This is a genomic window from Micromonospora echinospora (assembly GCF_014203425.1).
GTDB classification, from domain to species: domain Bacteria; phylum Actinomycetota; class Actinomycetes; order Mycobacteriales; family Micromonosporaceae; genus Micromonospora; species Micromonospora echinospora_A.
This window is the reverse complement of sequence record NZ_JACHJC010000001.1, coordinates 4,971,035-4,984,367: the sequence shown is the minus strand read 5'-3', so window position 1 is coordinate 4,984,367 and position 13,333 is coordinate 4,971,035. Positions and strand designations below refer to the sequence as shown.

At 72.6% G+C, this 13,333-nt stretch carries 9 protein-coding genes; 3 read left to right on the top strand and 6 right to left on the bottom strand.

Annotated features, from left to right (window positions below; genetic code table 11):
• Nucleotides 1–46: 46 nt before the first annotated feature.
• Both FHU28_RS23070 and FHU28_RS23065 read right to left on the bottom strand, forming a co-directional pair.
• Nucleotides 47–1,141, bottom strand: coding sequence for an IS701 family transposase (locus tag FHU28_RS23070; protein ID WP_184686553.1), 1,095 nt, complete (start codon nucleotides 1,139–1,141; stop codon nucleotides 47–49).
• 145 nt (nucleotides 1,142–1,286) lie between these two features.
• Complete coding sequence (locus FHU28_RS23065) at nucleotides 1,287–1,982, bottom strand: NAD(P)-dependent oxidoreductase (protein WP_184686552.1); 696 nt, start codon at nucleotides 1,980–1,982, stop codon at nucleotides 1,287–1,289.
• 128 nt (nucleotides 1,983–2,110) lie between these two features.
• Here FHU28_RS23065 and FHU28_RS23060 point away from each other — a divergent pair, with 128 nt between their 5' ends.
• Complete coding sequence (locus tag FHU28_RS23060) at nucleotides 2,111–2,788, top strand: TetR/AcrR family transcriptional regulator C-terminal domain-containing protein (protein ID WP_184686551.1); 678 nt, start codon at nucleotides 2,111–2,113, stop codon at nucleotides 2,786–2,788.
• 51 nt (nucleotides 2,789–2,839) lie between these two features.
• Here FHU28_RS23060 and FHU28_RS23055 read toward each other — a convergent pair whose 3' ends face one another.
• Nucleotides 2,840–3,508, bottom strand: coding sequence for an NAD(P)H-dependent oxidoreductase (locus FHU28_RS23055; RefSeq protein ID WP_073827920.1), 669 nt, complete (start codon nucleotides 3,506–3,508; stop codon nucleotides 2,840–2,842).
• A gap of 190 nt (nucleotides 3,509–3,698) precedes the next feature.
• On the opposite strand from FHU28_RS23055, the gene FHU28_RS23050 reads away from it, so the two are divergent.
• Complete coding sequence (locus tag FHU28_RS23050; protein ID WP_116506751.1) at nucleotides 3,699–4,115, top strand: YybH family protein; 417 nt, start codon at nucleotides 3,699–3,701, stop codon at nucleotides 4,113–4,115.
• A gap of 208 nt (nucleotides 4,116–4,323) precedes the next feature.
• On the opposite strand, the gene FHU28_RS23045 is transcribed toward FHU28_RS23050, so the two are convergent.
• Both FHU28_RS23045 and FHU28_RS23040 read right to left on the bottom strand, forming a co-directional pair.
• On the bottom strand, nucleotides 4,324–5,328 hold the full coding sequence (locus FHU28_RS23045) for a nitronate monooxygenase (protein ID WP_184686550.1): 1,005 nt from the start codon (nucleotides 5,326–5,328) through the stop codon (nucleotides 4,324–4,326).
• A gap of 83 nt (nucleotides 5,329–5,411) precedes the next feature.
• Entirely contained in the window at nucleotides 5,412–7,511 is a 2,100-nt protein-coding gene (locus tag FHU28_RS23040) for an MMPL family transporter (RefSeq protein WP_221453274.1), read from the bottom strand.
• A gap of 1,021 nt (nucleotides 7,512–8,532) precedes the next feature.
• Here FHU28_RS23040 and FHU28_RS23035 point away from each other — a divergent pair.
• Nucleotides 8,533–10,206: a LuxR C-terminal-related transcriptional regulator gene (locus FHU28_RS23035; protein WP_221453273.1), complete on the top strand. Its 1,674-nt coding sequence runs from the start codon at nucleotides 8,533–8,535 to the stop codon at nucleotides 10,204–10,206.
• 53 nt (nucleotides 10,207–10,259) lie between these two features.
• On the opposite strand, the gene FHU28_RS23030 is transcribed toward FHU28_RS23035, so the two are convergent.
• Nucleotides 10,260–12,938, bottom strand: a complete 2,679-nt coding sequence (locus FHU28_RS23030; RefSeq protein WP_184686548.1) for an AAA family ATPase — start codon at nucleotides 12,936–12,938, stop codon at nucleotides 10,260–10,262.
• Nucleotides 12,939–13,333: the final 395 nt, after the last annotated feature.

The window sequence follows — 13,333 nt, the reverse complement described above, 5'->3', positions numbered from 1 at the left end:
GCCGGGGCGGGCGCCGGTGGCCCACGGTCACCGGCGCCCGCCCGCGTCAGGAGGTGCGTCGCAGTGCCGGCTCCGGCCGGCTGTGCATCGCGAGCACTGTGTGCGCCGCCGACGCCAGCGTCACATGGCGGTGCCAGCCCCGGTACGAGCGGCCGGTGAAGTCGCGCAGACCCACCTGGTCACCGGTGGCCTCCAGGTCGTCGGTGACCCGGCGGACGAGCGCCGTCCGGCGGACCAGGTCGGCGAGGCCGATGTCGCCGCGACTGGTCAGCCACAACTGGCCGGGCTCGCGGCGGCCCGGCGCGCTCAACTCCACCAGCAGCAGGGGATCGTGGCTGCGGGTGCTGGGCAGCCGCACCGCGACGGTGCCGGCCAGCACCGGCGGGCTCGCCGTGAGTCCGAAGACCGGCCGGCGCTGGTGCCGCGCGGTCGCCGCCAGGTCACCGGCCGGCTCGGCGGCCGAACCCGCGGCCGGGACCAGCCGCAGGCCGGCGGGCACCCGGATCAGCACCGGCGCTCCGGCGGCCCGCAGCCGGCGGAGCACCGCCTCGACGTCCATCTCCCGCGCGTCCACCACGACCAGCTCGCCGGCCGGTGCCCCCAGTTCCAGGTACGTCTCGACAGTGCAGGCCCCGAGCGACTGGGTGACCGCGTCGTCCGGGATGGCCGCGCGGCGCCGGCGCTTCTCGTCGGACAACCAGTCCTCGTTGAGGTGCAGCCGCCAGTTGACCGGGGTGACGACGCTCGCCGAGGCCGCCCAGAGACCCACCGCGTGCTGCGCGTTCAGGGACTGTCCCAGGCCCGGCGAGTACCGGCGGCCGACGCCTACCGAGTGCGTTCCGGCCTTGCGGATCAGAGTCGGGTGCAGCACCCAGGTCCGTGCCCCGCAGAGCCGGGTGACGTGCCGGGCGAGCGCCCGCCGGACCGGCATCCAGTCCCAGGTCGAGTCGCTGACGAAATGGTGCAGCGCCTGCTCCGCGGCGGGTTCCGTGGAGATCGCGGCGATGTTGCGGATCGACTTGCGTCCCCGGGCCAGCAGTAGCCCGCGGACGTACTCCCGGCCGCGCCGTCGCTGATCACTGCGGGGCAGCCCGGCCAGAATGTCGTCACACAGATCCGTCAGATCCTCGTCCAGCAGCATCCTGCCTCCTCGCGGCGCGGCGGCGAATGCAAACGAGCTTGGAACCCGCGGCGAGGATGGTCGAGGTGCTGCCGGCACCGCCCTCGGGGCCACAGTGGTTGGCCGAGGCGCAAGGTCGCCGGGCGGCCCGCGTGGCGGGCGGCCTTCACTTGCCGATGTGCAGCGCCTCCCGGATGAACATCTGCGCGAAGGTCGGCGCGCCGGTGGTGGTGACCACGTCGATGAACTGACCGACGTGGAGGTCCTCGGTCGCTTCCCGGACGAGCAGGTCGGCCAGGTCGGTACGGGAGGTGAACCGGCCGGGGAGCCGGCGCGGCTCGGCCCGGTAGTCGGTGACGCCGTCACCGTCGAAGAGGCCGGCCGGGCGGACGACGGTCCAGTCCAGACCGCTGTCCGCCACCACCTTCTCCATCCGCGCCATGTCGTCGTAGACGGTGCGTCCCATCTTCAGCAGGATCGGCGCGATGATCTTCTTGAAGGTGAACGTCTCGCCCTCGGCGTGTTCGCCGCTGGTGCCGGTCGACGTCACGCAGACCAGCCGGCGCAGGCCGTGGACCCGCATCGCGGCGATCATGTTGGTGGCGCCCTGCGAGTAGACCCGCACGGTCTCCTTCGTGTACGGCACACCCAGCGTGGAGATCACCGCGTCCTGACCGGCGACGGCGGCATCGACAGCCGCGGCGTCCAGCACGTCCGCCCCCACCACCCGCAGGCTCTCGCCCTGCAGCGGGAAGGACTCCGGGCGCCGGGTCACGGCCGTGACGACGTGCCCCCGGGTCATTGCCATCTCCGTGGCCAGCCGGCCGGTGGGCCCGTTCGCGCCGAACACCACGAGTCTCATCTGGCTTCACCTCTTCGCCGGCGCGAGGGTCGAACGATGGTCCAGCACTCGAACAACGTTCCAGTGCCCGTCCAATGTACTACGCTCACGGGCGGAACAGGCAGATTTCGGGCAAGGCGGGTGACGGGATGGCGGAGCGGAGCCGGAGTCTGTGGCTGCGGACCACGTCCCCCGGGCGGCCCGATCCGCCGCTGACCCTCGAGCGCATCACCGCCGCCGCGGTCGAGCTGCTGGACGAGAACGACGTCGGGCAGCTCACCATGCGCCGCCTCGCCGACCGCCTGGGCGTCGGCACCACCACGCTGTACTGGCACGTGGACACCAAGGAGGACGTGATCGACCTCGCGGTCGACGCGGTGTTCGCCGCCACGCCGCCACCGCCGCCGGGCGACGACTGGCGGGCGGACGTCACGACGCTGCTGACCGAGCGGCGCGCCGCGCTGCTGCGGCACCCGTGGTCGGCGGTGATGCGCCGGCGTCCCGCGGTCGGCCCCGGCTTCCTGGCCTGGATGGAGTTCCTCCAGGCCGCCCTGACCCGCGCCGGGTTCGCGTCGCGGGACGTCACCGCGGCGAGCTGGGTGCTCTACAGCCACGTCCAGGGCTCAGCGGCCAGCCAGGCCACGCTGCGGTGGTCGGCGGAGGAACGCCGGGAGGGCCAGCGGATGCTCGAGCGGCACAGCTCCCGCTATCCCACCCTGGCCGCGCAGCGGCACCTGCTGGACGACGACTGGGACACGAACTTCACGCTCGGGCTGGCGTACGTGCTGGACGGTTTGACCGCCCGCGCCGGAGTCGGCGCCACCTGACCCCGGACACGCCGAACCGGCCCGCGCCGGGCGGGCCGGTTCACGTCGGAGTCAGAGGCCGAACTTCTCCGCCAGCAGCCGGCGGTCCACGTACTTGATCGCCGACGTGGTCTGCTCGCGGCCGATCTTGTACGCGGTGGCCACCTCGACCAGCCGCAGCGCCTGGTACTCGAGGGCGGCGAGGTTGTCCTCGTGGACGTTGTTCGCCTCGTGGCGGGAGACGCTGCACGTGCCGTACGGCGCGCCGTTGTTCGGCAGGCCGAGCACCTCCACGCTGGAGCCGTTCGGGACGATCAGCGAGCCCCAGTGGCAGATGCAGTTGTGCAGCGCCAGGATGGCCGCCTGCTGACCGGCGTGCGGCATCGAGCCGGACGCGAAGACGGACACCACCTTGTTCGCCAGATCACCCGGGATCGCGACCGGTCCGGAGTGGTCGATGAAGTCGAGGATCTGCGGAGCGGGCAGCCCGTAGTGCACCGGAGTGCCGATCATGATGGCGTCCGCCGCGACCAGGTCCGCGAGCGTGGCCACCGGAACGTCGGCGGTCTCGGCGTTGAGCTCGGCGTACGCCTTGTGGTCGAGCACCATCGGACTGGGCAGGTCGGGCACCTTGTAGAGCTGCGCCTCCGCGCCGGCCTTCACCGCCGCCGCCGCGGCGGCAACGGCCATCTGGTAGGTATTCCCGCTGCGGGAGTGGAAGATGATTGCCACCTTGATCACAGGAACGCTCCTCACGAGTCGATGCGCCTGGGCATCGCATGGACCATCTACGGGCATCCTGTCGGCCGCGACCCGCACGGCAAACGGCGCGGATCTTAGTTAGTCACCTCGGCGTCCGCCGGGCCCGCGACCTGACAGAACCGGCTCGTCGCCGTTGACCGGTCCGTCCTGATCCGGGTGTGCTGCGCCCATGTCGAACGCTTCCGAGGAAACGCCCGCCGCACCCACCGACCCCGCCGCGCTCCTGCCCCTGTTCGAGCGCGCGTTCAACAACCGCGATCTCGACCAGCTCGAGCGGCTCTACGAGCCGGACGCCCTGCTGATCCTCGCCCCCGGCACGGTCCTGACCGGCGACGAGAGGCGCGCGCGCAGCCGGGAGGAGCAGCACTTCCTGCCGATCAAGGCCGCCGTCCGCCACCAGTACGTCACCGGCGACATCGCTCTGGTGATCAACGACTACGTCCACGAGGGAACCGGGCCGGACGGCACCCCGCTACGGATCGAGGGCACCGCCGTCGACGTGCTCCGGCGCGGCGCGGACGGCGCCTGGCGCTGCGTCATCAGCAACCCCGCCGGCCTGGGCACCGCCGGTCCCACCGCACCCTGACGACTGTCGACACCGGGCCGCAGTGGCGCCGGTGACCGGCGGGCCGGCTCCCCTCGGCAGACCAGGTGGAGCCGGCCCGCCGAGGGGAGCGACCGCACCGGGCCGTTCCCCCCGTGAGGGCATCCCGGCCGTCGGCCCCGTTCCGCCCCTCGGCCCGATCCGCCTGCCCGTCGCCCGTTCCGCCCGCCTGCCGGCCCGGTCCGGACGGTCAGCCCGTCAGCCGGGCCACGATGTCGGCGGCCGGCCCCGGCACGGCGGACGCGAAACCGGTCCCGGCCCACAGGTTCAGCGCCTCGGCGTCGCCCTGACGCGCCGCCGCGGCCCGGATCGGCGCGGTCAGGTGGTGCACCGCCGGGTAGGCGACCGGCGCCGCCTCGGAGTAGGCGTCGGTGAAGCGGTTGCGCAGGGCCCGCGCCGGATGACCGGTGAACGCCCGGGTGACCACGGTCTGGCGGAAGTCGCCGGAGAGCATCGCGGCGCGTTGCGCCGGCCGGGTGCCGGCCTCGTCGGCGAGCAGGAACGCGGTGCCGCTCTGGACCGCCGCCGCGCCGCCCGCGCGCAGCCGCGCGACATCCTCGGCGGACGACGTTCCGCCGGCCACGACGACCGGCAGATCCGTGACCGCCCGTACGGCGGCGAGAAGTTCCTGCGCCTCGCCCCGCGGCCGGTAGCCGGCCGGATCGGTGGTCGAGGCGTGCCCGCCCGCCGTGCCCGCCTGCGCGACGAGCGCGTCCGGGCCGGCGGCGACCGCCCGGCGGCCCTCGTCGGCCGAGGTGACGGTGATCAGCACCTGGCATCCGGCGTCGCGCAGCGCCCGCACCACGCCCGTCGGCGGTACGCCGAACGCGAAGCTCACGAGCGGGACCGCGTACGCCACCGCCACGTCCACCTTCGCGGCGAAGTGGTCGTCGTCGTGCGGGCGCGGCGGCGGCAGGTCCACCCCGTATCGCTGCGCCTCCGGCAGCAGCAACCGGCGGTACGCCTCCACCGGCGCCGGGTCCGGCTCGGCCGGGGTCGGCACGAAGATGTTGAGCCCGTACGGCACGCCGGCCGCGCGCATGGCGCGTACCTCGTGTTCGACGGCCTCGGGGGACTGGTAGCCGGCGGCGAGGAATCCCACCGAGCCGGCCCGGGCGGCGGCCGTGACCAGCGCCGGGTTCGACGGACCTCCGGCCATCGGGGCGACCAGGAGGGGAGGAAGCAGCTCGGGCATGGCGTGACCCTACGTCGGTTCCGGACGACAGCGAGTGCGGGGAACCCGTCCAAGGGTTCCCCGCACTCTTTGGGGGAAGGGGCTCAGATCCTGGCCGCTTCCTCGACCCCGGCCGGGGGAACCGGGGTCGTCTTCGCCCGCCGTCCGGGCATCCACCAGTTGGCGTTGCCGCACAGCTCCATCACGGCCGGGACGAGGATCATCCGGACGATGGTGGCGTCGACGAACACCGCCACGGCCATGCCCAGGCCGACCTGCTTGACCGAGACGTCGGGACCGAGCATGCCGGTGGTGAAGACGGCGATCATGATGGCGGCGGCCGCCGTGATCACCTTGGCGGTCCGGGCCAGACCACGGGTCACGGCCTGGCGGGTGTCGCCGGTGCGCTCGTACTCCTCGCGGATCCGCGAGATCAGGAAGACCTCGTAGTCCATGGAGAGGCCGAACAGCAGCGGGAACATCATCATCGGCACCCATGTCGTGATCGGCATCGAGGTGGGGAAGCCGAGGGCGGACCCGAGCCAGCCCCACTGCACGATCGCCACCAGCACACCGAAGGAGGCGCCGATGGACAGCAGGTTCATCACCGCCGCCTGCAGCGCGATCGTGACCGACCGCACCAGCACGACCAGCAGCAGCAGGGACAGCAGGATGACCACGGTGATCATCACGGGCAGTCGCGAGCTGGTCTCCTCCGCGAGGTCGATCGCGCCGGCGTTCGGGCCGCCGAGGTAGACCTCGCGGCCCCCGGAGGCCGCGGGCAGCACGTCGTCGCGCAACTTGTGCACCAGGTCCGCGGTGGCCTCGTCCTGGGCGCCGGTACGGGGGAAGGCCATGAAGACGGCGGCCTGCCCATCCTGGCTGATCCGGGGCGGCGTGGCGTACGCGACGCCCTCGGTGCCGCTCACCGCGGCGACGACCGGACCGAGGTCGCTGTTCCCGTCGCCGACCTCGGCGGCGAAGATCAGGGGAGCGCCGTAGCCGGGACCGAAGCCCTCGGACAGGATCTCGTACGAGGTGTAGCTGCTCCGGTCACGGGGCTGGACGCTGGCGTCGGGCAGGCTCAGCCGCATCGACAGCAGCGGCGCGGTCAGCACCAGCAGGGCCGCGGTGGCCAGGAGCGCGGCGGTGACCGGGCGGCGCTGGACGACGCCGGCCCAGCGCTCGGCGAGCGTGCGGCGCTCCTGCTTCGGCGAGTCGGCGTCGGCCTGGCGAAGGGGTCCCCGGCGCGGCACGCGCAGGCCCTGGATCTTGTAACCGGCGAAGCCCAGGAAGGCCGGCATCAGCGTGACCGCGGCGATCATCGTCACCAGCACCGTCGCCGCCGCCCCGAGCGCGACGCCGTTCATCATCTTCTGGCCCATGGCGATCAGGCCCAGCAGCGCGATCATCACGGTGGTGCCCGCGAAGAGGACGGCATGACCGGCAGTGGTGATGGCCTTGACAGTGGCGCTCTCGGGATCGTCCCCCTCCACCAGGCTGTCCTTGTAGCGGGTCAGGATGAACAACGCGTAGTCGATGCCGACACCGAGGCCGATCAGCACGGCGATGAGCACCGTGAAGTCCGGCGAGGGGACCAGGTGCCCGACGAGCTTCATCAGCGCGACCCCGCCGAGCACCGCCAGCAACGCGGTCACGATCGGCAGGCCCATCGCCACGAGCGAGCCGAAGGCGAGGAACAGGATCACCGCGGCGGTCACCACGCCGACCGCCTCGGCCGGGCCCTGTGGGGGCGTCTCCGCCTTCTCCGCCCGCTCTCCGCCCAGCCCCAGCGTCACGCCGTCGCCGGAGGCGTCCTTGACCGTGTCGACGAGCGGCTTGGCCTCTGCCTTCTCCACGTCCATCGAGGTCAGCGGGATCGTCGTCCGGGCGATGCGGCGGTCGGAGGTGACCAGGTTGCGGTCGGCGTAGGGCGACACGATCGGTCCGGTCACCGGTGAGGCGTCCAGATCGGAGATGACCTTCTCGATCTTCTGCCGGGCCGCCGGGTCGTCGATCCCCCGCTCGGCCTTGATGGCCAGGGTGAGGGTGTCCCCCCGCTGCTCGGGGAAGTGCTTCTCGATCAGGGCCTGGGCTCGTGCCGAATGGGAGTCTCCGCCGGAGTAGACGTTGTCCGGGGCGGCGCCGTAGCGGAAGCCCAGGAACGCCAGCGCGATGACGCCGACGATCCAGGTCAGGAGCACCAGTCGACGACGCCGGTAACAGAACCGCGCCAATCCCGCCAGAGCTCCGTCTGTGCGGGGAGTCTCGGTAGGCATCATCTTCTCCTCAAGTCAATAAGCGCTCTACCTAATGGTCGTGAACAGGCACTTCTGTGTCGCCGTACGGATGCAGGCACTTCCTGGTCGCCGCTACCACGGTTGCGGTACTCCATTTGCAGTACACCTGTCGGTATCCGGTCAGCGCCGTATCCTGCGCTTTCTCTGTCGGCAGAGCGTCGCGGTCGCCCGCCGCCCGCCGACGCGCCCGCAGGGCCGGTCGGGCTCGGACCGCCCGGTTCGGCGTCGCGGCTCGGTCGCAGTCTGTTTCACCTGCTCAGAGCGGCTTCCGGGCGTTCGGGCCGTCGGCCGGGGCGGTTCCCCGCGAGGGCTATTTCGGTCATGCGAGAGGGTTCTGCCAATCGTGGCATTGTTTAGTTAAGTCCGATATCAGCGGGATGCTGCCTGATATATGACGGCTACGCCCGGGCCTGCCGGATAGCTATGATGAGCGACGACGGTGATCGATGGCAAATGTGGTTGCAGTGGGGTAGCGTCACCGCCGAGTCCAGGCTTTTCTTGAGCTGTGTGCGCATATTCCGGGGGGATTATGACAACGGGACGGCCGCGGGAGAACCAGGCGACAGACCCAGCACGAAATCCGGTGTGCGCCGCCGGGGGGCCGGCGTCCCAGCCGTGGGGCGGAGGGAGCGACGAGCAGGTCCTGCGCGAGATCCTCGGGGTCGACGTGCACCGCGAGCTGATTGACTTCGCGGGCGGCGCCGGCGGAAATCCGCACCTGGTCGCCGAACTCGCGCGCGGGCTCGCCGAAGAGGGATTGATCCAGGAGAGAAACGGTCGGGCGGAATTGGTGTCCCGGCGAATTCCTCGGCGCGTGCTGAGTTTCGTCATGCGGCGATTGAATGATGTCAGCGCCGGCTGCCAGCAGTTCTTGAAGGTTGCCGCGGCATTGGGCAGATCCTTCATGCTGGAGGACGTTTCGAGAATGCTGGGCCGATCGTCGGCGGCCCTGCTCCCGCCGGTGGACGAGGCGATCGCCTCGGGCTTCGTCGTCGCCGCCGAGCATCAGCTCGCCTTTCAGAGCGACTTCCTGCTGCGCGGCATCATCGAGTCCATTCCCGGACCCGCCCGCGACGCCTTACGACGCGAGGCGATGAGCCTTTCCGGGCGACGGCGCCCGGCGGCCGACCAGAATCGCCGGTTGGACGCGGCGCCTACCGCGCCGGTAAGCGCGACCAGGGAGGACGCCACCGGATCCTGTTCCCGGGCGCACCGCCTGATAATGAACGGGAACGCGAAGGCCGGTATACGCGTCGCCGAGGCGGTTCTCGCCGGCCCGGCCGTGTCGCTCGCCGCCCGGCGTGACGCGGAGGCGTGTCTGGTGCTGGCCGATCTGCTGCTCGGCGGGGAGGGCTGCGACCCGATGACCGAGGCGATCCTGCGCGAACGCGACGCCGAGTCCGGTGACGCCGCGCTGGCGATGGCGCTGACCGCCCGGTCCACCGGGCTGTGGTCGGCGGGAAAGCTGGCGGAGGGCCTGAAGCTGGGACGGGCGGCGGTGCGGGCGGGCTCGGAGGCCGAACCGGTGTGGCGCCTGCACGCCCAGCTCGCGCTCGCCGGGAAGCTCGCGAACCTCCGCGAGTTCGACGAGGCCGAGGCGTTGATCAACGAGGCGGAAGCAGGCCTGCGCGGACTGCCCGCGCCGATCTGGACGGCCGCGACGGCGGTGATGCGGTCCCGGTTGCTGCTCCAGGCGGGGCGGATCGGGGAGGCGCGTCGGGAGGCGGCGCTGGCCACCACCGCCGTGGAGGGGGACGCGGTGCCGATGCTGCGGCCCCTCGCCTACGCGGTGCTCAGCACCGCCTCCTTCTACATGGGGGACCTGCCCGCCGCGATCGAGTACCTCAGGCGGGGGCAGCGGGACGCGGACCGCCAAGTGGTCCTCGACTCGGTGCAGTACTCGTGGGCGGAAGTGCTGATCACGGTCAAGCAGGAAGGCCCGCGGGCCGCCGCCCAGCTACTCGCGGGCAAGCACCACCGCCTGCCGACGCAGCGCCGCCTCTACGTCGAGGTGCCGAGCGCCGCCGCCTTCCTGGTCCTGCTCGCCCGCGACGTGGACGACCGTGACCTCGAACGCCGCGTCCTCGACACGGTCAACGGGCTCGCCGCGGACAACCCCAGGATCCAGGTCGTCAGCCTCACCGCCATGCACGCCCACGCGCTGGCGAACAGCGCTCCGGCGGCCCTGGCGCTCATCATCGTGCAGTCACGGGACCCGATCTCGGTGGCGCTGGCCACCGAGGAACTCGCCAAGCTCTACGCCGCGCAGGCCCAGGCGGGGGGACGGCCGGCGACGCCGGCCCGCGCCGAGGAGGCCGCCACCCCACCGGCGAGCTGCTGGTCGACCCTGTCCGACATGGAGCAGCGGATCGCCTACCTGGTGAGCGTGGGCCTGACGAACCGGCAGATCGCCAAGCAGGTCCACCTGTCCGCGCACACCGTCAACTACCACCTGCGGAAGATCTACCGGAAACTGGGTTTCAACACCCGGGCCGAGCTGGCGCACGCCGCGGCCACGTACTCCAGCCGGGCGGCGATCTACTCCATGAGCGGCGACCAGGACTGGGGCGCCGGTTCCATGACCGGCAAGGCCAGCTGAACCGCATTCCGGCGTCCGCCGGCTGAACCGCGCCCCACCACACGCCGGCCGGTTCAGCCGGCGGACGCCGGCTGGCGTGTGGTGGCCAGCGCCGGCCGGACCGCCTCGTGCGCGATGAAGCAGCGGGTCAGTTCCACCCGGCTGTTGATGTCGAGCTTGGAGAAGACGCGCCGCAGGTGACTGTCGACGGTGTGCGGGGACAGGAACAGCGAACTCGCCGCCTCGCGGTTGGTCATCCCGTCCACGATGGCCCGCACGACCCGCAGCTCCGCGCTGGTCAGGCTCTCCCACCCCGACCGGGGCCGGTCGGGGACCAGCGGGCGGACGTTGTGAGCCGGCAGGACACGCAGCTCGGCCTCCACGCGCTCCAGGTCGCGTCGCGCGCCGCACTCCCGGTAGCCGTCCGTCGCGGCTTCGAGCAGACGGGTGGCCTCGGCCCGGTCCCGGGTGCTGCGGGCCGCGTCCTCCACCGCGCCGGCCGCCGCGAGCGTACGGCCGGCGAGCCGGTGCAGATCCGCGGCCCGCAGCAGCGCCGCCGAATCGTCGCGCAGGAGACCCGCGGCGTGCTCGGCCGCCGCCGCCAGCGACTGGACGAACGGGTTGCCGCGGGCGACGCGCCGGGCGACCTCCACGGCCCGCTCGGCCTCCGCGTCGAGCCCCGCCCGGCGGGCCTGGCGTACGAGCGTCGCCGCGGCGGCCGGCGCCTCGGTGAACAGCAGCGGATCGGGTACGACCTGTCCGGCGACGTTGATCAGCGTCTGCACCATCATCGCCGGACGGCCGCTGGCCGCGTGGAACCGGGCCAGCGCCCAGTCCGTCCGCGCCGAGTCGTCGGCGGATGCCAGCCGCTCGGCCGTCCGCAACTGGTCGCTGGCCGTGGCGAGGTCACCGTGGTGCACGCTCAGGTGGGCCAGGACCAGGCGCGCCGGTACGCAGTCGGCCGGCCGGGAGTGGTCGGCGGCTCGCAGCGCCGCCTCCGCCTCGGCGCGTGCCTCGTCCAGCCGTCCGGCCGCTGCCAGCAGCTCGGCCCGGTGGCCGCGCCAGAGCGACTCCGAGCCGGTGTGACAGGGCTCCTGCGCCAGCGGTCGCACGGTGGCCAGCACCGCCTGCGCCTCGTCGAGCTGATCGGCTGCGCCCAGCGCCCGGACCAGCCAGGTCCACAGCGGCCGCCGGCCGGGCGCGCAGCCCGGCGACTGGTGCCAGGGCTCCGCCTCGGCGAGGGAGGCGCCGCCCAGGTGCTTCGTGGTGTCCGCGAGCGCCCGGTCCAGCTTGGCGCGGTCCAGCTCGCACACGTCGTGGCGGGCCTGCGTCCGCCGCAGGAAGCCGGCCGCCAGGCGGTGGCTGCCGGCGGCCCGCATCCCGTGTCCCAGTTCGAGCACGAGCTGCGCCTCGACGTCCGCCGGAAGGTCGCGGCGGAGGATCACCTCCGCGAGGCGGCCGGCCTCGGCGGCCCGTCCCGCCCCGGCCAGCAGGCGCAGCGCACGGGCCAGCGCTCGTGGCGCCTCGGCGGATCGGTTCTCCAGGTGGGACACGGCGGCCGCCACCACTTCGTCGCACCCGCACCGGCCCGAGCGCGGCTCCGCCGTCGCGGCGGGCGTGGCCGCGTCCGGCGCGGAGCGCGTGACGCGTACGCCGGCGGGGGAGTGGGGCGTCACGGGCCGCGGATCGGGCCGCCCGCGCCGGACCGGGTCGCCCGCCGCCGGTGCCGGCGCGGATCCGGGCGCGGCACGCTCCGGTTCCGGGTACGCGGCGTGGCGAAGCGCCTCTCCGAGCACCGGGTGGGCGAAGGTCAGCTCCGCTCCGTCGCGTCGTATCAGCCCGACCCGCACCGCCTCGTCGATCGCGGCGGACACGTCGGCGGCCGACCCGTCCAGCAGGCCCGTCACCCGGTCGACGGGGAACGTGTGGCCGTGCCGGCCGCCGGCCGCGAGCAGGCGCCGCAGCGAGGGTGGCAGCTCCTCCAGCAGCGCGCGTACGCCGGCGAGGACACCGTCGGGCAGCTCGTCGGACACCACCGACGCCGCCCCGTCCACGATGATCATCTGGCCGGCCTTGATGAACGCGCTGAAGACGATCTCCATCACCTTCGGGTTGCCGCCGCAGCGGGCCGCCCAGCGCAGGACGGAGGCGTCCGGCCGGGCGCCGAGGATGCCGGCGCACAGGTCGGCCACCGCCTCCTCGCCCGGCTCGCGCAGCCGTACCCGTACCGCGACGTGCTCGGCCAGCCAGTCGACGGCGTGCTGAGCGATCGACCCGGCGGCGACCGGCCGGCGGGCCAGCAGCCAGAGCACCGGCGAGGACGCCAGCCGCGGCACGAGTCCGCGCAGGGCCAGGGCACTGACGTCGTCGATGCGCTGGGCGTCGTCCAGGGCGACCACGAGCGGGCGCCGGCGTGCCGCGACCTCGACCAGATCGCCGACCCGGTCGATCAGCCAGAACGGGTTGGCACCCGGCAGGGCGAGCTGCTCGACAGCCGCTTCGCCGGGCATCGCGTGGCGCAGGAAGTTGACGAGCAGGTGTACGGGCACCGGCTGATCCGTCACGCTTGCCCGCCCGGCCACCACTGTCAGCCCGCGGGCCGCCGCCTCCAGGCCGGTGACCTTCAGCAGGTGGGTCTTGCCGATGCCGAACGGCCCGTCGACGACGACGCAGCCCCCGGATCCCCGCATGGTGGCGTCGAGCAGTTCCCCCAATGAGGACAATTCCTGCCCGCGCCCCGCCATGCGATTCATGATGACCATCCCGTTTTCCTCTGCTGAATCGTCCGACGTGCGCCGCGAGCCGATGTCCCACCGCGTTCGACCGTCCGTTCTGGACAGTTGAACGCCGAACCGGGGCGGGCTACTCAGTTATACGGGATCTGCGGCCGTTCGTCGGCGACGTCGCTGGCAGCGCGCACTACTCGCGTGAGTAGTGGGCAGGGTGTCGGGCCGCGATTACTGTCAGGCCATGCCGGACTCGGCGTGCCGGCGCGGACGAAATGGCGACGCCGATGGGGAGATCGGCGTCGTTTCCGCGCCGGCGCAAACGTCCGGAACGGAATCGACTAATCGCCGCTCGACGCGACTGGTCCAGCGAATCCAGGGGAGTCCGAGATGCGTGAGTGTAATGGTGACTGCCGTCTTGA